General features: G+C 44.4%; 17 protein-coding genes and 2 tRNA genes. 18 read left to right on the top strand and 1 reads right to left on the bottom strand.

Annotated features, from left to right (window positions below; all coding sequences use genetic code 11):
• Nucleotides 1–42 precede the first annotated feature (42 nt).
• The 14 genes from pyrF to KFT32_RS01930 all read left to right on the top strand — a co-directional run bounded on the left by pyrF (nucleotide 43) and on the right by KFT32_RS01930 (nucleotide 12679).
• The gene (gene pyrF, locus KFT32_RS01990) at nucleotides 43–774 is read left to right on the top strand and encodes an orotidine-5'-phosphate decarboxylase (RefSeq protein ID WP_211745412.1); all 732 of its coding nucleotides are present in this window, start codon (nucleotides 43–45) and stop codon (nucleotides 772–774) included.
• Nucleotides 774–1415 (top strand): orotate phosphoribosyltransferase, encoded by a 642-nt coding sequence (pyrE, locus tag KFT32_RS01985; RefSeq protein ID WP_211745411.1) that lies wholly within the window; start codon nucleotides 774–776, stop codon nucleotides 1413–1415. Before pyrF ends, pyrE begins: the two co-directional genes overlap by 1 nt.
• Before the next feature lie 316 nt (nucleotides 1416–1731).
• Nucleotides 1732–2445 (top strand): ABC transporter ATP-binding protein, encoded by a 714-nt coding sequence (locus KFT32_RS01980; protein WP_349304844.1) that lies wholly within the window; start codon nucleotides 1732–1734, stop codon nucleotides 2443–2445.
• A complete protein-coding gene (locus KFT32_RS01975) occupies nucleotides 2408–3514 on the top strand; it encodes a permuted SH3 domain-containing protein (RefSeq protein ID WP_211745409.1) in 1107 nt (368 codons plus the stop codon). The genes KFT32_RS01980 and KFT32_RS01975 overlap by 38 nt, the downstream gene beginning before the upstream one ends.
• Nucleotides 3514–6441 (top strand): ABC transporter permease, encoded by a 2928-nt coding sequence (locus KFT32_RS01970; RefSeq protein ID WP_211745408.1) that lies wholly within the window; start codon nucleotides 3514–3516, stop codon nucleotides 6439–6441. Before KFT32_RS01975 ends, KFT32_RS01970 begins: the two co-directional genes overlap by 1 nt.
• Before the next feature lies 1 nt (nucleotide 6442).
• Nucleotides 6443–7297 carry an ABC transporter ATP-binding protein gene (locus KFT32_RS01965; protein WP_211745407.1) on the top strand — a complete coding sequence of 285 codons (855 nt, stop codon included), beginning with the start codon at nucleotides 6443–6445 and terminating at the stop codon, nucleotides 7295–7297.
• 23 nt (nucleotides 7298–7320) lie between these two features.
• Nucleotides 7321–8793, top strand: a complete 1473-nt coding sequence (locus tag KFT32_RS01960; RefSeq protein ID WP_211745406.1) for an ABC transporter substrate-binding protein — start codon at nucleotides 7321–7323, stop codon at nucleotides 8791–8793.
• A gap of 31 nt (nucleotides 8794–8824) precedes the next feature.
• Nucleotides 8825–8956 carry a hypothetical protein gene (locus KFT32_RS27390; RefSeq protein WP_283246398.1) on the top strand — a complete coding sequence of 44 codons (132 nt, stop codon included), beginning with the start codon at nucleotides 8825–8827 and terminating at the stop codon, nucleotides 8954–8956.
• 199 nt (nucleotides 8957–9155) lie between these two features.
• The gene (locus KFT32_RS01955) at nucleotides 9156–9320 is read left to right on the top strand and encodes a hypothetical protein (RefSeq protein ID WP_211745405.1); all 165 of its coding nucleotides are present in this window, start codon (nucleotides 9156–9158) and stop codon (nucleotides 9318–9320) included.
• Between the two features lie 69 nt (nucleotides 9321–9389).
• Nucleotides 9390–9463, top strand: a tRNA-Met gene (locus KFT32_RS01950).
• A gap of 53 nt (nucleotides 9464–9516) precedes the next feature.
• Nucleotides 9517–9590 (top strand) — tRNA-Ile (locus tag KFT32_RS01945).
• A 221-nt stretch (nucleotides 9591–9811) separates the two neighbouring features.
• Entirely contained in the window at nucleotides 9812–10393 is a 582-nt protein-coding gene (locus tag KFT32_RS01940) for a PulJ/GspJ family protein (protein ID WP_211745404.1), read from the top strand.
• On the top strand, nucleotides 10377–10937 hold the full coding sequence (locus KFT32_RS01935) for a PulJ/GspJ family protein (protein WP_211745403.1): 561 nt from the start codon (nucleotides 10377–10379) through the stop codon (nucleotides 10935–10937). Before KFT32_RS01940 ends, KFT32_RS01935 begins: the two co-directional genes overlap by 17 nt.
• An 8-nt stretch (nucleotides 10938–10945) precedes the next feature.
• Nucleotides 10946–12679, top strand: a complete 1734-nt coding sequence (locus KFT32_RS01930) for a hypothetical protein (protein ID WP_211745402.1) — start codon at nucleotides 10946–10948, stop codon at nucleotides 12677–12679.
• Between the two features lie 76 nt (nucleotides 12680–12755).
• Here KFT32_RS01930 and KFT32_RS01925 read toward each other — a convergent pair whose 3' ends face one another.
• Nucleotides 12756–17231, bottom strand: coding sequence for a choice-of-anchor A family protein (locus KFT32_RS01925; RefSeq protein ID WP_211745401.1), 4476 nt, complete (start codon nucleotides 17229–17231; stop codon nucleotides 12756–12758).
• A gap of 390 nt (nucleotides 17232–17621) precedes the next feature.
• On the opposite strand from KFT32_RS01925, the gene KFT32_RS01920 reads away from it, so the two are divergent.
• From KFT32_RS01920 to KFT32_RS01905, 4 genes are read left to right on the top strand one after another with little or no spacing between them, the layout of a single operon-like run.
• The gene (locus KFT32_RS01920) at nucleotides 17622–19289 is read left to right on the top strand and encodes a GspE/PulE family protein (RefSeq protein ID WP_211745400.1); all 1668 of its coding nucleotides are present in this window, start codon (nucleotides 17622–17624) and stop codon (nucleotides 19287–19289) included.
• A gap of 17 nt (nucleotides 19290–19306) precedes the next feature.
• Nucleotides 19307–20350, top strand: a complete 1044-nt coding sequence (locus KFT32_RS01915) for a type IV pilus twitching motility protein PilT (protein WP_211745399.1) — start codon at nucleotides 19307–19309, stop codon at nucleotides 20348–20350.
• The gene (locus KFT32_RS01910) at nucleotides 20350–21555 is read left to right on the top strand and encodes a type II secretion system F family protein (protein WP_211745398.1); all 1206 of its coding nucleotides are present in this window, start codon (nucleotides 20350–20352) and stop codon (nucleotides 21553–21555) included. The genes KFT32_RS01915 and KFT32_RS01910 overlap by 1 nt, the downstream gene beginning before the upstream one ends.
• A 44-nt stretch (nucleotides 21556–21599) precedes the next feature.
• Nucleotides 21600–22052: a prepilin-type N-terminal cleavage/methylation domain-containing protein gene (locus tag KFT32_RS01905; RefSeq protein ID WP_211745397.1), complete on the top strand. Its 453-nt coding sequence runs from the start codon at nucleotides 21600–21602 to the stop codon at nucleotides 22050–22052.
• Nucleotides 22053–22096 lie beyond the last annotated feature (44 nt).

The raw sequence follows: 22096 nt of genomic DNA, 5'->3' as shown, positions 1-22096 counted from the left end.
CCTTTATCACGGATAAAAACGCAAAGGAGTGTGGCTCGTTAAATGACACCAGAATACAAACAAATGGCTGGAAGACTCATGGTTGCTTTGGATTACCCTGATGTAGAGAAAGCAAGAAAACTCACACAGGAACTGGAAGGTATTCCATGTTACATGAAAGTGGGCATGCAGCTGTTTTATGCAGCAGGTCCCGAGTTTGTTAAGGAACTCAAGGAGAAAGGTTACTCTGTCTTTCTTGATGTGAAAATGCACGATATTCCCAACACCGTTCGAGGCGGTTCACACAGCGTAACTCGTCTTGGTGTGGATATGTTTAATGTTCACGCTGCAGGAGGGAAAGAAATGATGTCTGCAGCTCTTGCAGGTGCAAAGCAGGCAGCAGAAGAGGAAGACCTTAATCTGCCTACAATTATTGCTGTCACTCAGCTCACAAGCACAGACCGCAGCACCATGAACGAAGAAATCGGCATTCCTGGTGAAGTAGAGGACACTGTGGTGCGTTATGCGAAGCTTGCTAAGGAAGCAGGACTACATGGAGTAGTCGCTTCTCCCCTGGAAGTAAAGGCAATAAGCGAAGCCTGTGGAGCAGATTTTTACACGGTTACGCCAGGTATCCGGCCAGCAGGTAGCCGTATGGGAGATCAGTCTAGAGTAATGACACCAGGACAAGCTATTTCTGGCGGCAGCCATTTTATCGTAGTGGGCAGACCCATTACTGAATCTGCAAATCCGCGTGAAGCGGCACAGCAAATCATTGAGGAGATGATGAACTAATGACAAACCTAACAAGTATCCCTGAGAAACTCGCTTCCAAACTATTAAACATCGAGGCGGTAGCGCTTCGTCCGAACCAGCCTTTTACCTGGACATCTGGAATTAAATCTCCAATCTACTGTGATAATCGTTTAACGATGTCTTATCCTGAAATTCGTGATCTAATTGCTGAATCGTTTGCTGCGGTAATTCGTGAGCAGTATCCAGAGACAGAAGTGATTGCAGGAACGGCAACGGCAGGAATTCCTCATGCCGCTTTTGTGGCTCAAAAACTGGGACTACCGATGATCTATATCCGTGACAAAGCAAAAGGTCATGGTAAGGAGAACCTGATCGAAGGTTTAGTAAAAGAAGGACAAAAAGTAATTGTCATCGAAGATCTGATCTCAACAGGAGGTAGCTCCTTGAAAGCAGCGAAGGCTGTACAAGAAGCTGGGGCAGAGGCACTGGCAGTACTCGCAATTTTCAGCTATCAGCTAGATCGTGCGACAAATGCTTTTGAAGAAGCAGGAATACCGCTTCAAAGTTTGTCCAATTATACTGCACTTATCGAAGTTGCACTGCGTGAAGGGACTATTGCCGAAGAAGATTTGGCGCTCCTTCGCTCTTGGAGAGAAGATCCATCTTCGTTCGGAATCTAGCAAACTTACACCCTTTCGAAATATAAATTCGAATGATACAAATGAAAGATAAAGAGTGTCCCTTGAAGTGGGCGCTCTTTTTTTACGCCAAAATTCTAGAAATATCTTTAAAAGGTTGTAACTTCTTCCTTATTCATGTCGTTTATAATGCAGGATAGAAATAATTGGAATTATATTCTATTAATTTCCTTGTTTGCTTGGGGGGCGAGTTATGATTCGAATACCCTTTCGAAAAGTCAAAAGACACAGTGATTCGGAAACGGAAGAGACAAAGATGACGGTTGAACAGGAACAAGCTCTTATTAAGGATGAGCCCATGATGGATGCAGAATTAGGTCATGAGGAAGAGATGCCCAAAGGTCCTGTTCTACAAGTAAACGAAGTACACCGAAGTTTTGAAACGGGTGGAAGAGCGATTCACGTACTTAAAGGAATTAATATGGAAGTGCAGCCAGAACAGCTGGTCATGTTGAAAGGTCGTTCAGGTTCAGGAAAGACAACCCTTCTCAATATGCTTGGAGGACTGGATCAGCCGACGAGCGGTGAGATTTATTTTGATGGGAGAGGACTACATGAAGCAGGAGATGCTTTCCGCACTCGCATGAGACGTCAGGAGATCGGCTTTATTTTCCAAGCCTATGCATTGATGCCTCTATTATCTGCTTGGGAGAATGTAGAGCTGTCGCTTCGTATGGCAGGTGTTCCCAAAGGAGAATGGAACCAGCGTGTCGCTTATTGTCTAGAACTCGTAGGTTTGACGAAGCGAGCGAAACACAGACCTTTTGAACTGTCTGGCGGGGAACAACAACGTGTCGCTATTGCCAAAGCTATTGCGCACAGACCGAAACTGCTTTTAGCTGACGAACCTACTGCCGAGCTGGACTCCAAAATGGGAGCACAAATTATGGCTGTATTTCGAAGTATTATTGCGACAGAAAACGTCAGCATCTGTATGACGACACATGATCCTACGATTTTGGAGGTTGCAGACCATGTTTACGAGATGGTGGACGGCAAATTTATTACATAACAAGCACCTGCCTATGACGGGCAAACGATGGACCCAGTTTATTTTGATCGGAACGCTTAGTCTTTCATTGACAGGCTGTTCCCTACTGCCGGCTGAGCCAGAAGAAGAAGTTCTTCCGCCTATTACACCGCCAACCATCTCCAAAAAACCGGAGTATGAAGTGAGAACCGAGACGATTGAAACCAAAGTGTCAGGTTCGGGTAAGCTGATGAGTCAGCGCGAAGAGAAGGCTTATTTTACACTCGATGGCATGCATGTAAAGGAACTCTACGTGAAACCTGGAGATAAGGTAAAGGCCGGACAGCAAATTGCTGTGCTTGATGTAGAGGAAATTAACAAACAAATTCGTCAAAAGAAATTACAAATTCGTAAATCGGAAGTGCAGATGAAAGAGACGCTTCGTAAAAAGGAAGAAATGGATCCTGTCGAGTATGAAGAAGCGGTCATAACGTTTGAAGAACAGAGGCAGGAGTTGACGGATCTAGAGGAGCAGGTCAGCAAGTCTTCGTTAGGGGCTCCTTTTAGCGGTACGGTACTCAGTGTCGAAGTTGAAAAAGGGGCAGCGGTCAAGGCATATGATCCGATTGCTACCATTGCTGATACTTCTAATCTAGTAGTTGCAGCTACTTTTGCGAAGGAAGATCTTGAGGTTATTGCAGCAGGGATGAAGGCAGAGATAGACATTAACGGAGCTGGTGTACACCAGGGTGCTATTAAAGTCATGCCTGTCAATCTGGATTCAAACTCGAGTAGTGGAAATAACGGAGGGGAAGGAACACCTCCTGCACAAGAATCACTTGATAAATACGTTATTGTAGAAATGGATAAGTGGCCTAAGGGACTAAACAGAGGTACGCCGCTAACGGTAAGTGTCGTAACGAAGCGCAAAGAGGATGCTATTCTTATTCCGATCTCAGCTCTTCGCTCTATTGGATCAAGAACGTATGTCCAAGTGGTAGAGAGCGATGGAAGCAAACGGGAAGTGGATGTTGAAGTAGGACAGCAGACATCTACGGATGTGGAGATTCTCAAAGGGCTTACGCCAGGGCAGAAGGTGGTTGGAAGGTAATGAAAGGACTACCTTTGTTACGACTGTTGTCTCGTAAAATATGGAACACACGTTGGCTGACCTTGAGTACCCTGATTGGCCTTATTGTAGCGGTTGGCTTTACAGTGAGTATTCCCATGTACGCCGATGGTGCACTGAAGCGGGTTGTTGCTCAGTCACTTGAGGATGAAAGCAGCGGAATGCCTGCCGGTTCCTTACTTATGAGTTACCAGGCTCCTGGGGGGACGAAGACGGATTTGCGGTCACTCGAAGAAGTTGATCGATTTATTCAGCAGGATATCCCCGCCAAGATTGGTTTTGACTATGATACGTATGTCAATATTAGATCCATTCGAAGTACGGAAGTAAGTCCTGAAGATCCGGAGAAAGTAGATGCAAGCCGAATTCGTTCAATGACGATAGGTTCGATGAGCGATCTCAAAAGTCATGTAACGATGAACCAAGGCGTGCTTCCGGGAAATCAGGCACAGGAAAATCTCATTGAAGCGGTCATGTTAGAAGAAGGAATGTACCGGAATGATCTTCATGTCGGAGATATTTTGGAATATCCCGTTTACAGTGGTCTCGATCTCACGCTCCGCGTCAAAATTGTCGGTGCATTTACGCCGGATGACATGGCCGATCCTTACTGGGTCCAAGGCTTTGAAGGGATGATGAACGGATTTTATGTAGACCCGGCCTTGTTTGATGCTTATCTGCTCGCTGATAAGGGCGTTCCTATACAAACGTCTAAGTGGTATTACGCTTTTGATCTTAGTCAAATTAAGACGAGTCAGCTTCCTTCTCTCGGAAATACGCTGGAGCGTCTGGATGTGGAACTCTATCAGAAGCTAAAGGATACAAAAGTGGATATTTCTTTTGGTGATTTGCTTGCTAATTTTCGAAAGCAAAGCTTGCAGCTCCAAACGATGCTGTTTACGCTGGCGGTTCCGATGATTGCGATGGTGTTTTATTTTATCGTTATGAATGCCAGGCAGTCATTGCAAAAGCAGGAAAGTGATATTGCGGTTCTTCGCAGCCGCGGGGCTTCTGCCAGACAAATTGTCATCCTTTATTTACTAGAGGGGATCATCCTCGGAGCAGTGGCGATGGTTGCAGGGCCATTCCTGGGCTGGTTTATGGCAAAAAGCATCGGCTCTGCGAGTGGGTTCCTATCTTTTGTAGATCGCAAATCGATTCCGATTGGTATTACGCAAGATGCGATTTTACTCGGTGCTGTTGCTGTAATAGCTTCTATTATTGCTTCCGTAATTCCAGCGATGAGCTATGCCAGATCTACGATCGTCGATGCGAAACGCCGGCAAGCGAGAAGTGACCGGAAACCAGTCTGGCAACGTTGGTATATTGACATTTTATTGCTGGGTCTTGCCGGTTATGGCTATTACCTGTTCTATGAAAGACAGATGCTGACATTTCAAACAGGGATGACCACAGATCAGCTGCAAGTACAGCCTTTTCTATTTTTTGTGCCTGCCTTGTTTATTTTTGCAGCTGGATTGTTTTTCTTACGCATTTTCCCATGGATACTTCGGTTACTGGGATGGATGGGACGTAAAATTTTTCCGGTGCCTATCTATCTTACGCTAACACAGCTTTCACGCTCTTCTTCTTCATATTATCCTTTGATGATTCTGCTTGTTTTAACACTCGGTCTGGGTGTCTACAATGCATCCGCAGCGAGGACCATTGACCTGAACTCGACTGAACGAACCTTGTATCGATATGGCACAGATGTCGTGATGCAGACGGTATGGGAAGGGACAGCGGAGACGTTACCAAGCGGTGGAGGAAATTCAGGGAGTGGAGGGGGTTCTGGATCACCAGGTACTGGGGGTGGAAACCCAGGCGCCGGAGGCGGCAATTCTGGCGGGGGGAACCCTGGAGGTGGAGCCGGCGGTGGAGGTTCTGGTTCGCCTGCTCCAGGCAAAATTATTTACTCCGAACCTCCGTTTGAAGTTTTTCGCCAGCTTCCTGGTGTAGAACATGCCGCCAGAGTGCTGCAAACGAAGGGGAATGTGGTAGTGTCGGGCAAATCAGTAGGTCAAGGTATGGTAGTCGGCATTGATAACGTGGATTTTGCCGAGGTCGCTTGGTTCCGTAATGACTTGTTCCCTGCACATCCGAATAAATACCTAGATCTGCTCGGTCATTATGAGGGAGCTGTTATCATTCCATCTGGGTTTGCTAAGAAATATCAACTCGAGAGCGGAGATGTTATATCCATTGCCTTGCAGGAACAAATGATGGAGTTTGTTGTTTTTGGCATTTTACCTTACTGGCCGGCACAATATCCAGATGAGACGCCGTTTTTTATCACCAATCTGGATTATATCTATGATCAAGTTCCAATGATTCCATATGAAGTATGGCTCAAAATGGAGCCGGATGCACTGGTTGCACCGCTTATTGAACGACTTGGCCGGGAAGGCATTGAACTTTCCTCGGTGAAAGATGTACGGACTGAACTCGTGGCCGAAGGGAAGCACCCTTCAAGAGGGGGCGTATTCGGCATTCTAAGTTTGGGATTTTTGGTTTCGATTCTGATCTCCTTGATCGGATACGTACTGTACTGGTTTTTTAACCTGTCAGGTCGTGTGGTTCAGTTTGGGGTACTTCGTGCGATGGGACTGCCTCGTGCACAACTCAGCGGTATGTTACTGCTGGAACAGATCTTTACCGCGGGGTTGTCTATTGTACTCGGAATTGGGATTGGTGAGCTCGCAAGCCGATTGTTCTTGCCTTTCCTTCAGACGACAGACAATGTAAAACAGCAAGTACCTCCTTTTCGGATCGTTTTTGAAGCAAGTGACACCCTCCAGCTGTATGCTGTGACGCTTGTTATGCTGATCATCGGTGCGGGAATGCTGCTATGGCAAATCCGCAGGCTGAAGGTGCATCAAGCCGTCAAAATGGGAGAGGAGCGGTAAGATGATTCACTGTGAAGGTTTGGTCAAAATCTATAAATCGAGTGAAGTCGAAGTGGTCGCCCTGCAAGGACTCAACCTGACGGTGGAAGACGGCGAAATGATGGCGATTATCGGTAACAGCGGAAGTGGCAAATCAACACTGCTGAATATATTAGGCGGGCTGGATCGTCCTTCTGCGGGAACCGCCGTCGTTGGGGATTGGGACCTGCTCAAAATGACGGAACCACAGCTCGTAGAGTATAAGCGCCATACGGTCGGGTTTATCTGGCAGAATAACGGACGTAATCTGCTCCCCTACATGACAGCCCTTGAGAATGTAGAGACGCCCATGATGCTTGGAGGTAAATACGATCGTCAGTATGCTAGACAACTGCTTGAATGGGTTGGTCTGAAAGATCGTATGCATTCAAGGCTCTATCAACTATCCGGAGGGGAACAGCAGAGGGTCGCTATTGCGATTTCTTTATCTAATAGGCCTAAGCTGCTGCTTGCGGATGAGCCTACTGGATCTGTTGATAGTGAGACAAGTGATCGCATCATGGATATTTTTCGCAAAATGAATCAGGAACTTGGGGTCAGTATTGTCATTGTTACTCATGACTTGCAGCTAGCTAACAAAGTGGATCGGATTGTTGCCATTCGGGATGGTCTGACGAGCACCGAGTTTGTGAAACGGAATGCAAGTCTAGATACAGAACGTGTTTCTGGCAGTAATGAGGTGCATGAGGCTTTTGTCATCATTGATCGTGCGGGAAGATTGCAGGTACCGAGAGAATATTTGGAAGCACTGTCCATCAGTGAGCGGGCGACGCTTGAGTTTGATGGAGAACGTATCGTGATTACGCAGCCCAAGTAACCATAGAGAGGGAGATTTTCTACATGAAAAAGAAATCTTTGTTCGCTCGTCCTGTTGTAACGCTGCTTACTTGTATGACACTGGTTGCACCAGCGATTGCTGGTTGTACAGCAGCAGAACCATCTGATGATACCGAAAGGGTTCTACGAATTGGAACACTTTACGGCAATAACGACGATTCCTACTTCCGTCAGCAGTATACGGACGTGTTCGAAGTGCTTCATGATAATATCACTATCGAGATCGTACCTGCGGTTGACCAGAGCGAATATCAATACTATGACTATACTCAAAAGGAACAACCTGAGCAGCCGGATACCCTTGCATCGGTGAAGAAGCTCCTGACAGGCGATAATCCTGTAGATGTCATCATTGGGGATGTAAGCATGCTGAAGTCTTTGGTCCAAGAAAATATGGTGAAACAGCTGGATCCTCTCATTGCAGAAGACAAATTTGATACAACTGATATCGTGCCGACCGTACTTGATGGAATTAAGGATATTGGGGATAACAGCATCTATGCTTTGACTCCGACATTTTCTTCTTCCGCTTTGTTCTATAATAAAGCGATCTTCCAGAAAGCCGGCGTAGAGCCGCCTGTCGATGGGTCGACATGGGATGATATTTTTGAAAAAGCTCGTCGTGTTGCAAGTGGTGAAGGCAAGGACCGAATCTATGGGATATCGATGAATCAATGGTCCGGTGATCCGTTTTATGATGCACAGACGTATGCTGCACCTTTGCAATTGCGTACTTTTGATGAAAAGGCAGAAAAGATGACGGTAGATAATGATTCGTGGGAAAAAGTGTGGTCTACGATCTCCAAGTTATCACGTGACAAAATTATTGCTGGGCAAGAAGCCATGAATGTTACTTCTGGAGGAGCAACCGAGGAATTTAATCCGTTTCAGGGGAACTTATTTATGGAAAGCCGTGTAGCCATGGTGATTGCCGATTATGGTTATGTAACTCGATTGATTAATGATAACAAGTATGCGGAGAAGAACGAAAAGTTTGATCCAGTTGACTGGGATGTCGTTACTCCGCCGGTTCATCAGGAGAAACCAGGCGTTGGTGGAAATGTGTATCTCAGTAATCTGATGGCGATTAACAGCAGCGCTCAGAACCCTGAAGATGCTTGGGAATTTGTCAAATTCCTGAACGGAGAAGAGTGGGCGAAGGTTAGAGCAAGAAGTAGTTATGAGCTTGTTTCTCGTAAAAGTTATATCAAGCCGAAGGAAGGCCTTGATTATAACATTGGAGCCTTTTATGCTCTTAAACCGATTCCGCCTGTAAGTATAGATACCAATAAGTTATATCAAACGATGCCGAACTTGTGGCAGGTAGATCAGGTAGGGCAGAAGTATTTTAGTGAAGTGATTGATAACAAGAAGACACCAAAAGAGGCTTTGGCGGAGTGGGAGAAGGAAGGCAACGAAATGCTGCTCAAGCTGAAAAAAGATCCAAAAGCTTCTTTTGAAGATAAGCTGAAGTAATGAGCCAGTCCAATATGTCAGGTCTAATTTTATGAAAATCATCCGGAAGTCGCTTATCTGGCTGTTGTGGGCTATATTGATCGTATTTTTTCTGTTTTATCTTGTTCAGCTGGTTGCTATGGTATTGCTCGCAATTCATGAGTTTCAAGGGGCAGTAAGCTGAGCGGGATTGGACATTGTTTTGAAATCGTTAATGCTAAAAATCTTTTATATCGATATTCTATGGGTCCTCTGAGCAGCAGCCTTCTGACTGTTGTTCAGGGGCTTTTTTGATTTTTTTGGGCTAGGAGGGTTAATTTAACGCGATAGGGGCATGCTTATAAAGAGTTAATGAATCAAAGAGTTAAAGGAAGATGGAGAGTATGAACTGGATCTATTACTCTAGACTGTATGTCTCCAAGTTTCAGGCAGGATGCCTCGCTAAACGGATGGAGCAGGACGGATGGATTTATGGTCATGACGAGCCTAAACAGGTTGAAGTGTATCAATCTCGTAAAGGGCGTTACGGCGTTCGATTTATTCCGTAAAAAGGGCCTTGACATTTCTATTACTCATCGTGTATATTATTAGATGTCGCTGTTTTAATTATTTACTGACGCGGGGTGGAGCAGCTCGGTAGCTCGTCGGGCTCATAACCCGAAGGTCGCAGGTTCAAATCCTGCCCCCGCAATTGAAATACAACAGCGTTCATCGATTTACTGATGAGTGTAATTGAAATGATCAGGGCCCTTAGCTCAGTTGGTTAGAGCGGTCGGCTCATAACCGATTGGTCGGGGGTTCGAGTCCCTCAGGGCCCATTAGAGAAGAGAACCCCCTTGCAGAGATGCAAGGGGGTTCTCTTTGTTTTTATCGATAACCTGTGTAGAAGTGCACAGGTTATTTTTATTGTTTTATCTAATATCAATGACTTAATTCCATAATATTGTGTCTTTAGAAGCAGGAATATAGTCCTATATATCGAATATGTAGTTATCTAAATACAAGTAAGACTGTTAAAGATTGTGAGGGGTATCGATCCTTGAAAGCACAGATGCAAAAAGAACAAGGATTCACGCTTGTGGAAGTACTTGCAGCTACTATTATTTTATCCATTGTCTCGCTCGTCGTTGTTTCCTATTTTATGAATGCACTTACGTATGCCAAATCAAATCAGAATAAGACGGTTATGGTGAATCTAGCGCGTAATGCTTTATTTTATTTGGAGAAGCAAGATTTTACCAAGATGGATACATATTTTAGGGCAGATGAAGAATCAGAACAATTAATTAAAGGAAGCTCTTGCTTAGAGGTAAGTACATGTGAGTATAGTTCCCTGTTTGTTCATGCAGGCTCCCTTCCAGAAGTGTTGAATCCAACAGTGAATAACGTACAGTATGAACTTGTTATTTCATATCAGTCCGAGCTTCATCGCCAGTTGGAAAATGGAACAAATCTGAAAAGTTTGGATTTATCCGCAGGTAGTGAGCTTGTTTCCGATCTAAATCGATCTGCAAATTATTTGTTGCCTGTTAAAGTTACCGTTACGGGTCCCGGGGGACCAAGAGGTCATGGAAGTGAAGTGGTGGTGGAGGGCTATATTACAGATGAAAAAATTAGATGATGGCTCGCGTCAGGAAGCGGGTTTTACCCTTATTGAACTCATTGCGGCAATTTCAATTTTTGCTATTCTTGTTGGCCTCGTTTCGGCAGTGACTTTCGCCGGGTTCCGCGAATATGACCGAATTACTGTGGAGAACGCTTTGCGGGACGAGGGGGATCTCGTGATGTCTTCTATCATGACCGAACTGTACACGTACGCACCAGAGTATATCGAAAACAGTGATGCAGGGATTGTTCTGAGTAAAGGGCAAGGAGCTGCCCGGGAAGTTCGAGAGATTGCCATCCGTAATGGAAGTTTATTTATTGGGGAACCACAAAGTTCTACAGTTTCAGCAGAAGATGAAACCCTTGCTTCTAGCGCTTCTCCCACTGCAATTAGAGCCACACTAGACCATTCTGTGATCATGGCCAAAACACCGGACGAAAGACTTTGCCAGAACACGGCTTACTGTGACAGCGGTCTGATCTATATCAAGCTCGTCTTGCAAAGGCAGGAGAATAGCCGTGACTATTCACTTATACTTGAGAGTAAATTTGGATTTTAGGAGAACAGATGATGTCTATTTTCAAGAAAAAAGGTAGAGGGTTTCCGATTCTGCCAACGGTTAAGTCCGAAAAGGATCCTTCATTGGAACGTGGTTCTGCGCTTGTACTCGTCATGTTCATCGCATTGTTACTTACCATTCTGGGGGTAGCTGTATTAAGTGCTGCCGTCGGAGGTGGTCAAAGAGCAGAAACGCGTGAGAATGATGTGCAAAGTTTGCATCTAGCAGAAAAAACACTGGAGGAGGTAATCGCAGCGATCACCTCGAACCTTCAATCTCTTGTCACGAAAAGTGTAAACGATACGCAAGAGGAATTGGAACGAGAGATTGATCTTTATTTGTCTGGTTTGGAAAGAGGCTCTTATTCCGGGCTTATGACGAGTACGGAGCTGTCTAATGCGACAGGGAAATTGCTCCAGATTGAATATGAAAAAATCGCGTATCAACACCAGGACGCAGGTTATAAGGTTGTTTTGACAGTAGAAGCAGAAGTGAATGGAGTTAAGCGTGAGCTTACTCAAGAAATCATTTTTGATACATACCCTGATTTTCTTAAATATACACTAGGTTCAGAAAGCAACTTAATCATTAATGGGTCTCCCTATATTAAAGGAAATATCTACGCTGGAAATGAGCTCATGATCCGAGATGAGGCCGAATACTACTATCAGTCTGGAAATGCTCATACTTTGCCCACATCTCCTTTTCAATTAGAAGGTGAAGCACATATTCAATCACTCAAACAAGTAATCTATACCTTGAATCATACGACCAAAAACGCAGAAGAATTATTGGGTGAAGAAGCTAGCAGCGAATTCATTATTCCTGAAAAACAGCTGCGTATCCGAAGTCACCGTAAGTTTGTACAGCTGAACGTGAGAGAGTCTTTTGTTGATAAAATTATAGAATCTTTGTCTGGTTCTACTAGTGATCGATCTGTTGTTCGAACTCAGATTAACAGCGGTACGTTGGGACAATTTCTAAGCAATTATCCTGTATTCTATGATGCACCGAGTGAAATTCCCGAAAAACCGATTGTGCCTGAACAATCAGAGAAACCGGAGGATCAAGAGGCGTGGGACATATACAGAGGACAGATCCTACGATTCACCCATCCTACGAAGTCTTTTGTATACCACGGTGACCTTACCTATGATGGTGTGGAACTTTCAGGCATAGAATATGGATCCAAAGCAGGCAAGTGGTTTGTTGTAGATGGGAACTTAACGATCAACAACTATCAGGATACGCCCATTTTTATTCGTGCCAATATGATGGTTACGGGGAAACTGCAGATCAGAGGAAATGTTGAGCTGGATTCCACTATTCTGGTGCTGGGTCCGTCAGGAACAGAGGCGTATTCTACCCTTGTGGAAGATGCTTCTATAAGTGGTTCGGGTGTTGTTATGTCAGAGGGACCGGTGCTCATTAACCGGCTTGATGCATTTCAGAACAATACCGAGGTGTTGAATGCTTTTTTCTATACAGATTCAACGGCAGAGCTATATGGTGTAGGTTCTATCCTTGCGCTGAGCGGTGGTTTTTTCGCCAAAGGTGACTTAAGCGTCAATGCGGTAAGAGGGGAGACGTCTGCGGGAGATGAGGTTATTAACATAACACCTGGAACGGATCTCGTTCGTTTCTCGGCGGAGTATAATGAAGAAGTGTACAGACAACAGCAAGAGGGACTCCCAAGGGTGAATCAGATGAGTGTTCAGGTGGGTGCCATTAAACTGAAATAAGAAAGAGTCTTAGAGGTGAAAAGAAAACCCCTGGCTGAAAGTGGAATATTCCGCTCCCGGCTAGGGGTTATTTTATTTAATATCGGTCATTGCTAATTTTGGCATTTACTTTTACTGTGCCTTTGGCAATTATCTTTTTTTGTCCGGCTTGTGGATGAACATAAGTAACCGTAATGACTGCGGCACCCTTCTTCATTCCCGTGACGATACCCGATTCATTCACCGTGACAATGGAAGGAGCGCTACTCATCCAAGTCAGTCGTCCATTCAGCAGATAAGGGTCAAAATCCGTAGGGAAGACGGTTAATTTATGCAGAAGTAGATTCGCGGAACCGGCAATATCCACGGTAGTATCAGATAAATGCAGACCTTCTAACCTTGGATCAATACGTATCGATTTCACAGCGGATAAAGGAGGAGATCCACCATGATCACTGAGCGACAGTTTTACCTCAACACGATCATTTTGCTTGACTCCAGTGAGAACAGCGCTTCTCCCATCCTGAGAAGGAGAAAGGGTAGCATAACTTTGTCCATCTCCACCAAGAGACCATGTAAAATTAGATGCATCCGTATTAGCTGGAAGGGTACCCGCCAAAAGGACGACTGAATCTCCGACCATCAATTGATTGGGGCCATCGATGAAGATTTCACTGATGGACTCGGTAATCGTGATGGTATGCTCCCTAGATAAGGCCCCTTCTGGAAACCGGTCTGTCAGGGCCGTAGCAATGAGGGTGACGGTCCCTTTTTTCATCAGGGTGACATCTAGTTTTCCTTGTTCGTTAGGATTCGGGTGCAAGGTTACCCTATCGGAATCACTTTGACCGTTGACACGTTTGACCTCCCAACGGAACCCGGTTACATTTTCGCCTGCTGTAATAAAGATAGCTTCGAGCGAAATCGTGTCTTTCGTTTTTGCTGTAGTCGGGCCAAGGATCGTTAAGCTGCGGTTAATGACCGTAATCGGAACGATGGATGTAATTCCACTTCCGTCCGTTGCCGATATTTCAATTCGTGCGGTGCCTCCTTTTAGCCCCCGAACAAGCCCTTGATCGGAAACTGAAACCACATCCGGGTTCAGGCTTTTCCACTGCAAAGTTTGATTATCAGCATCCTCAGGTAGAACATGTGGTGTGATTTTAACCTCTGTATCAACTAGAATCGTTGCACCTTCAGCTTGGATATTTTGTACTTTAACAACGGCTTTGAATAACAATTCCGGGAAAAGTGCAGTAACCCGGGAGATCGGATCAGGATTCGGTTCTTCTGGTTCTGTAGGTGTGACGCCAATGTCACCTTGAAACGGGCCTGTCTGGATGGAGAACCCTCCACCCGGCGACATGTTTTGGACGATTACAGTACCGACAACATCACCCTGAAGGTTGTAGTTGGCTTTTGGAGCTAGGATAGAGCCGAATATTTTGATTCCTGTCGTTGAAACAGAGGAGGCGTTATAAAAGTTATAAAGGACATGATTTGAATCTACACCTGAAAGAGTAAGACCACCCGTCATCGTTGCTGACGTTCCTCCTACATTAACAATGACTGTAGAGCCTGCAGGAGCAGAAATACATGTCGATCTTGATTTCGCAAGTACTTCTGGTGTCACATGGAAAATATTTTGTTTCTTATCTTTCCCATCTAGTTTAAGCTGACAACCGGCAGGATCTTGATTCGTAACTACAGGCTGAGCTGTAGCTGGAAGCTGTGAAAGCTGCTCTGATATTGTCGTTAGATGTTGGTTTACATCGTCAATATATAAATCAGGTTCATGCTCAATCCGGTAATTGTGATATTGCGGAGTGGTCAGCGTTTTTCCGTAAGCCGCTTTGCCGTAAGCAATAGAACCATTTCCGAGATGTAAAGATTTTTGGGCTACTATGGAATAGGAAGAATTGGCCCTGTCGCCTAATTTCATACCCACACCAAAACCATTTAAGGTAATATCTCCGCCAGCAATGACTCTCCCGTCAAACGTAAATCCTGAATTTTTGACATCATTTAGCGCATAAAGAGAGAGATCGGCAGGAAGTCCAAGCGGAGATAGAGGACCCATGTCCTTAAAAAGTTCAGAGAGTTTCTTTCCTGAGTTCTCCGAATCTGCCGGTGCTAAATGTAGATCCTCATACTCTAGCTGCGACTGATCGAGAAGATACATTCCTTTACTCAAAGGGTTGGCCTTGATGGTATACGTAACAGGTTCCTGTTTGCTCGGAACATACAGCTTTACTCCATTTTGCTCTGTTAGTTGATACGTGATATTGCCGAGTGGTAAACGTAGATGATAACCGGATGAAATCGTTCCAGTCTTTATTGTGCCAGTAGGTGTGCTGCCGATTTCCAGCTGAGGAGGAAACGTCTCCGAATACTGAAGGTCCGACAGAACAAGCGTGTTTTTGCCTTGTAACCCTACATCAACCTCATTGTAAGGAATAGCCTTAGGTGTGATGTTATAGATAATGCTGACCTCTTCATTTCTTTTAAGTTCATTGTTAATGACATTGGATGACAGACTCCTTGTTGTTTCCAGTAGAACGGATTTTTTCTCGATCGTAAGGAAGATGGTTTGTACTGCTTTTGCCCCTTGTCGATCCTGAGCCGTAATTTCAATCTCCAATTGCCCCCCGTCTGGAAGAGGGTTTTTGAAAGCGTGTGTGACAGTCTGGCCGGAAACAATGGATTTGTTATTTACCGATAAGTTAGGCAAAGCAACGTTGTTCGCCTTAAAACGGATGTTGGTCGTTAGATTCCGGTCTTTGAAATCCCAGTCGTCCACCGTATAACTGACCGCCAATTCTTTCTGGTACGAAGGTCTGGTACTGTTGTTTTGTGGAGAGAGAACGGTAATTTCGGGAGCGTGATTCGCTCCTGTAAAAGCACGGTACATGGTGTTTACAAACAATTTCTGTTCCCAATCAGGAAACCTCTCTGTATTGTTGTCAACAAAAATATGACCTGTTCCCGAGTAGGTGATATTTCCTTTCGAATACGTGTAATAATGATTCCAACTGTCATTCGTATCTCGCTCGTCTCCCACAATGTTATACCAGGAAACAAGAGATTCATCTTCTAGATCAAGCGTGAAATATTGGTTATGTGTTTGGGCAACACGGTACAGTGGCTTTGTTTGTGGATTATCGGTTTTATTCAGTAAAAATGGATATTCGGTTAGTAGTCCGCTATTTACAGCAACGACGGTATTCGATTTATTAGGCGCATTTAAACCGAGATTCGTTTCCGGTTCTACTTGGCCGGTCATTTTCTGAAATTTACTTCTCCACTGGGCTGCACTTGCGTAAATCGTATCGTGTGTAAACATAACGCTTTGTTTCGTCTGCTCACCAAATTCCACTACGGCATCGGCTGCAAGGGCGCTAATGGCTGCTCTTGTGTTATAGATGTCGGCAAATCCGAATAGCAGCATGTCATAGGTCCCGTTTAGACCGTAACCCCGTTTGGCATCGAAGCTAGCTTTTACATAATCGTTGAACTGAGTAATCGTTTTTGTTTGAATGTCGAGCTCATAATCTTCATTTTTCAAAAAGCTCTGGTTCATGTTATCTGTGTTTAGTAGGCTGCTGGTACGGCTGCTTTCCCCAGACGGAAGCACTTGCAAAATATGAACGAGTGTCTTTTTACCTCGAAATCGGATCGTACCTTCATCATAATCTTTGAGCTGATTAGGGTTCAGTTGATCGATGATCTCAAGTCTCCAGTAAAGTAGACCCGAGTAAGTTTTAGGCAATTTGTATGCAATTTTCCCGGGTGACCCCGTTTTCAGTGTGGTTGTAGCAACCACTTGTTCTTTGCCGAATTTTACGGATTTATCGACTGTTAGATACAGATTTGCGGTTATGGGACGATCTGCGAAATTTTGCCGGTTAGACACTTCAAACTCGAAGTTTAGTTCATCTCCGATATTGTAGATGTGGTTTGGGTTAACCTGATAATCGATAATAGCATCTTTATTCGTTATGTTGAGTCTAGGTCTCTGCTTCAGATAAGTTAGGTATGGAGACTGGCCTTCGTTAAGCTCTGTTACTAACTGTGAAGAAGAGGTGTTGTCTACAAATACGACATTAGGACTCGGCGATTCCGATCGGTATTTTTCAAAGTATGTATACAAATTTCCCGGCTTTCCGCCTTGTTGTTCTTGAAAAGGTTGTGTATGTATAAAAACATATAATCCTTTATTAATGTAGTTTGTTATGATATCGTTTGCTTTCAATTTCGTAATATCATTCATAACCATCTTCGTGTTATGGTCTTTCCCCTGCACACTACTTGTGCTATACGTACCAGAACCGATGTATATTGCATCGTATAATCCGTCGATATCTGTCCGTAATGCCACAAACTTCTTCATGCTCATTGTTTCTACAGCAATCCCCGTTTGTTCTCTTTTGAGAGAAGATAGGTCCGATGTCCCGGTATCGGTTATTTCGAGCAGCCTGATTTTGTATGACGATTGATTCGCTTCTACTGTAGTAAAAAAGTCCTTGATTTGTAGAGTCGAAAAACAAGCGATGATCAAAATGAATACTAGCATGCTTATTAATTTGCTCCTCTGAATCTTCCCGTTCATCATTGTGAACTCCCCTCGTTTGATTGGAAAAAGATTGATATATCATGGGAAAATACGAATCCTCATCATTTTCATGGTTGTTATTAGATCGTTGTAATCTGCTGTTTATGAGAATTAGCATCTTCATTCTTTCAAATAATACATTGTAAATATTTCCAAACTATGCTATATATCATTCTAGGACAAAATACATATCTAATCAATATGTTAATAGGATTAAAGTATTATTATTTTGGTAGATTCATTCATGAATCTTAGGACTTATGTAAGTGGTTGGACTCGTTTTTTCTGTCGACTAACGCCTTACTCATTATTTTGTCAGAATACAAGCTATGGTACTTGGGGTGATCTGTATTGACCATCATTAAAAAAAGGCTAGGGGATTTGCTTGTCGAGAATGGGATTATCTCACAGCAGCATCTTCAAGAGGCGCTTGCACAGCAACAGGATACAAAGATGAAGCTAGGGGATCTACTTATTTCCCATGGTTACATTACAGAGCAGCAGCTGATTGAAGTGTTGGAATTCCAGCTCGGTATTCCTCATGTCAGTTTGTTCAAATACCATATTGATCCAGCGATTACTCAGATTATTCCGGAAAGTATGGCCAAAAGACATCAGGTTCTCCCTTTCATGAAAGAAGGAGGAAAATTGATAGTAGCGATGGTCGATCCGCTAGACTATATCGCTATTGAAGATTTGCGCATGACAACTGGATTCCGAATTGAACCTGCTATTTCTACGCGGGATGAACTGCAGCGGGCTATCGCGAGGCATTACGGACTGCGTGACTCCATGAGTCAGATGATGGTGGAGATTCCTGATCAGGAAGAATTTCAAGAAACGGAAATTACGGATGAAGCCTCGCCGATTGTCAGACTGGTTAACCAGATGATTCAGCAGGCAGTGCAGCTCCGTGCTTCGGATATTCATATGGACCCCGGTGAAGATCACTTAGCGATTAGGTATCGGATTGACGGAACATTGAGAACGGAACGGCAGGTTCCCAAACAGATGCAAGGATTTATTACGGCAAGAATTAAAATCATGGCTCGATTAAATATAGCAGAGCGAAGACTACCTCAAGATGGCAGGATGAAAATGCAGATGGATTACCGAATGATTGATATCCGGGTTTCTACACTGCCTACGATGCACGGTGAGAAAATGGTGCTGCGACTGCTAGATCAGTCATCAGGTGTACAATCGCTTGAACATCTCGGTTTTAGTGAGACGAATAGCGAATTATTCAAACAGATGATTGATCGTCCTTACGGGATTTTGCTCATAACAGGACCGACAGGCAGTGGTAAGACAACAACGTTGTACTCTGCTTTGCATCATCTGAACAATGAGGATGTCAACATCATTACTATCGAGGACCCAGTGGAGTATCAGCTCGAAGGTATTAATCAGGTGAATGTGAATACAGGGGTAGGACTTACCTTTGCTGCAGGACTCCGCTCAATCCTGCGTCAGGATCCGAACGTTGTTATGGTGGGGGAAATCCGGGATACGGAGACTGCAGAAATTGCAGTTCGAGCTTCCTTGACCGGTCATCTTGTTTTATCGACGCTGCATACCAACGATGCGATTAGTACGATCATGAGACTACGGGATATGGGGATTGAACCGTATCTCATCGCCTCTTCCTTGCTAGGGATCGTCGCTCAGCGTCTTGTTCGGAAGATATGTACCGAGTGTAGAGAAGCTTATCTGCCTTCTGTTCAAGAATCGATCATTATGCAGAATCATGGACTTGAAACGGACAAGTTATATGCAGGGAAAGGCTGCGGTTACTGTAATAACACAGGTTACCGCGGGCGGGTAGCCATTCACGAAGTACTCAAGATCGACGATGCACTTGCTGCGATGATTGCATCCTCCGCTTCGGTAGAAGACATTCGAACCATGGCCTTGAAGAAGGGGCTTATTCATCTAATGACAGATGGCATTATGAAAGTAGGCAAAGGGATTACGACAATTCAAGAGATCATGCGGGAGTCGGTTTCACATGGCTGAGGAGGAGAGGCAGCGAAATGCATAGTCGCCATATTATAGAACTGCTCAGATTTGCATATGAATCGGGCGCTTCGGATCTGCATATTTCACTTCATTCACCTCCTGTCATGCGTGTCGATGGTCTTCTGTTGCCTGTGGAGGGTGTGGTAATTTCTTCCGAAGAAGCTTGGGGGATGACCGATTTCCTTCTCGGCAGTGAACAGAGGGAGACGTTTGAAGAACAGGGAGAAGTGGATTTTGCTTATTCCCTGGAAGATGGACTCCGATTTCGAGTGAATGTGTACAAGCAGAGCGGCGAGGTCAGTATTGCAGCGCGCCTCATTCCATCCCATGTAAAGGGATTAGATGAGCTTGGTTTACCGCCTGTTGTACATACTTTGACCGAGAAATCGCAAGGTCTCATTCTGGTCACAGGAAAAGCGGGAAGTGGCAAGTCGTCTACACTGGCGTCGATTATTGACCATATCAATCGTCATGAACGTAAGCACATTGTTACCTTGGAAGATCCAATTGAGTACATACATGCACACGGATCAAGTTTAGTCGATCAGAGAGAAGTGGGCAGTGATACGAAGAGTTTTGCAAATGGACTACGAGCTGCGCTGCGTCAAGATCCTGATGTCATTTTAGTAGGGGAAATGAGAGATTTAGAGACGATTACAGCAGCCGTTACTGCGGCAGAAACGGGACATTTGGTTCTTTCTACACTCCATACCACGGATGCACCCCAAACCATTGATCGTATTGTAGATGCGTTTCCCGGTCACCAGCATGCTCAGATTCGTGCGCAACTATCAGCGGTTCTCGTTGCTGTAATATCACAGCGTTTGTTTCCAAAGGCGGAGGGTAAGGGACGGGTATGCGCAGCGGAAGTGATGATGAATACGCCCGCCGTGGCAAATCTTATTCGGAGTGACAAGACACATCAAATCAAAAGTGTCATGCAAACAGCAAAAGCATCAGGTATGCAGACGATGGAAATGGCCGTACGTGATCTCGTCAAAGAGGGACAAGTACTTGCTGCGAGTGCCAGATCTTATATGGCAGAGGTGAGTTCCTGATGAGGCAATTTGAATATGTAATTAAGACAAATAGCGGCAAGCAGATCCGAGGAAAGCTTAGTGCCGCAGACAAAAAGACAGCCATGGAAGAGCTGCGTAAACGAGAAGTGACCGTCTTTTCCTTGGAAGAAACGAAGCAAAATATTTTGCAGATGGATATCTATATCGGAAATCCTGTAAAGCCGATTCATTTTATTATTTATTGCAGGCAGTTTGCCACTTTGATTAGAGCAGGCGTATCGATCGTAGATGCGAATCAGATTCTTACCGAACAGACAGAGAGCAAACCGCTGAAGAAAGCACTCTTTGAGGTCAACTCCAGTTTACTTCGAGGCATTTCGTTTTCACAAGCGGTACAGGAACACAAGCGGATATTCCCGCCTTTATTTGTGAGCATGATCCGTGCTGGCGAAGAAGCGGGTGATTTGGAAGGCACGCTGGATCGTCTTGCGCTTTATTATGAGAAGCAGCACAGCACCACCGAGAAGATCAAGTCTGCACTGACGTATCCTGTGACCGTGGGGTTGATGGCCATTGCCGCAGTCGTGTATCTGCTATGGGCTATTGTGCCTCAGTTCGTAGCCATGTTCGAGTCCATGGATGCCGAGCTTCCTATGATTACACAAATGGTTCTCCTGCTCAGTAAAAGCATTCAGCGTCAGTGGTACATGTGGCTGCTAGCAATCTTGGTGCTTATCACGATCTATCAGGTGTGTAAACGTTCCGAACGAGGGGCATATCTGCTCGATTATATCAAACTGAAAGTGCCGGTATTCGGCAAGTTAAATCAAAAAGGTTCGATCGCCCAGTTCACGAGGACCTTTGCCTCCCTTTACGCAAGTTCGGTGCCGGTGTTGCAATCGTTGGCCATCGTTGAAGATATTGCAGGTAATAAAGTGATCGGGAAATATATCCGAAGCGCCGGAGATTCACTCCGCCAAGGGAAACCGCTCTCTGAGCCTCTAAAAAGTGCATGGGTGTTTCCACCCCTCGTCACGCAAATGATTGCGATAGGAGAAGAGACGGGATCACTGGATCAGATGCTCGAAAAGGTAGCTGATTTTTACGAGATGGATGTAGAGAATACGGTAGATCGGATGAAATCACTGCTGGAGCCGTTGCTCATTGCTTTTTTAGCTGGCGTGGTAGGCATTATTGTAGCTTCTATTATGCTTCCGATGTTTAGCATCTACGGCAATTTATAGATTGATATATTAAAAATAACTTGAGTTATGGAAGGGGATTTCCCATGTTAGCAAAAGCACTGAAAGCAAGACAAGCAAGACTTGAAGATGAGAAAGGTTTTACGTTGATTGAGTTACTCGCTGTAATCGTTATTTTGGCTATTATCGCTGTTATTGCAATTCCGCTAATTGGTAATGTCATTGATAAGTCTAAAGCAGAAGGGGATGTAGCAACGGCACGTCAAATTTATGATGCAGCAAGATTGTATGTTATTGGAGAGAAGAATGGAGAATTCAAAACTAAAACAGTCTCGCTAGCCGAGCTTCAAACAGGTAAATATATTGAAGAAGACATTGTATTACCTAGCACGAAATTAAAATTGGACAAAGAAAGCACAAAAGTTAGTTTTGGTGATGATAGCAGCTTAAAGGAAGTAGTTTTAGGTACTTCAAGTTCAATTAGTAAGACCTATACTGCGTCCGAAATCCTTGGATCTAAAGAAACTACTGGCAAATAAGTTCATGAGCTTTCATATTTTACTTTCAATTTATCAGTGCAAAT

The organism is Paenibacillus sp. Marseille-Q4541 (genome assembly GCF_018310695.1).
In the GTDB taxonomy this organism is placed as follows: domain Bacteria; phylum Bacillota; class Bacilli; order Paenibacillales; family Paenibacillaceae; genus Paenibacillus.
This window is presented reverse-complemented; position numbering and strand designations above follow the sequence as displayed.

Bases quoted from the DNA above. Each gene is read 5' to 3' on its own strand.
- pyrF (WP_211745412.1), top strand. From the start codon at position 43: ATGACACCAGAATACAAACAAATGGCTGGAAGACTCATGGTTGCTTTG.
- pyrE (WP_211745411.1), top strand. From the start codon at position 774: ATGACAAACCTAACAAGTATCCCTGAGAAACTCGCTTCCAAACTATTA.
- KFT32_RS01980 (WP_349304844.1), top strand. From the start codon at position 1,732: ATGATGGATGCAGAATTAGGTCATGAGGAAGAGATGCCCAAAGGTCCT.
- KFT32_RS01975 (WP_211745409.1), top strand. From the start codon at position 2,408: ATGTTTACGAGATGGTGGACGGCAAATTTATTACATAACAAGCACCTG.
- KFT32_RS01970 (WP_211745408.1), top strand. From the start codon at position 3,514: ATGAAAGGACTACCTTTGTTACGACTGTTGTCTCGTAAAATATGGAAC.
- KFT32_RS01965 (WP_211745407.1), top strand. From the start codon at position 6,443: ATGATTCACTGTGAAGGTTTGGTCAAAATCTATAAATCGAGTGAAGTC.
- KFT32_RS01960 (WP_211745406.1), top strand. From the start codon at position 7,321: ATGAAAAAGAAATCTTTGTTCGCTCGTCCTGTTGTAACGCTGCTTACT.
- KFT32_RS27390 (WP_283246398.1), top strand. From the start codon at position 8,825: ATGAAAATCATCCGGAAGTCGCTTATCTGGCTGTTGTGGGCTATATTG.
- KFT32_RS01955 (WP_211745405.1), top strand. From the start codon at position 9,156: ATGAACTGGATCTATTACTCTAGACTGTATGTCTCCAAGTTTCAGGCA.
- KFT32_RS01935 (WP_211745403.1), top strand. From the start codon at position 10,377: ATGAAAAAATTAGATGATGGCTCGCGTCAGGAAGCGGGTTTTACCCTT.
- KFT32_RS01930 (WP_211745402.1), top strand. From the start codon at position 10,946: ATGATGTCTATTTTCAAGAAAAAAGGTAGAGGGTTTCCGATTCTGCCA.
- KFT32_RS01925 (WP_211745401.1), bottom strand. From the start codon at position 17,231: ATGCTAGTATTCATTTTGATCATCGCTTGTTTTTCGACTCTACAAATC.
- KFT32_RS01915 (WP_211745399.1), top strand. From the start codon at position 19,307: ATGCATAGTCGCCATATTATAGAACTGCTCAGATTTGCATATGAATCG.
- KFT32_RS01910 (WP_211745398.1), top strand. From the start codon at position 20,350: ATGAGGCAATTTGAATATGTAATTAAGACAAATAGCGGCAAGCAGATC.
- KFT32_RS01905 (WP_211745397.1), top strand. From the start codon at position 21,600: ATGTTAGCAAAAGCACTGAAAGCAAGACAAGCAAGACTTGAAGATGAG.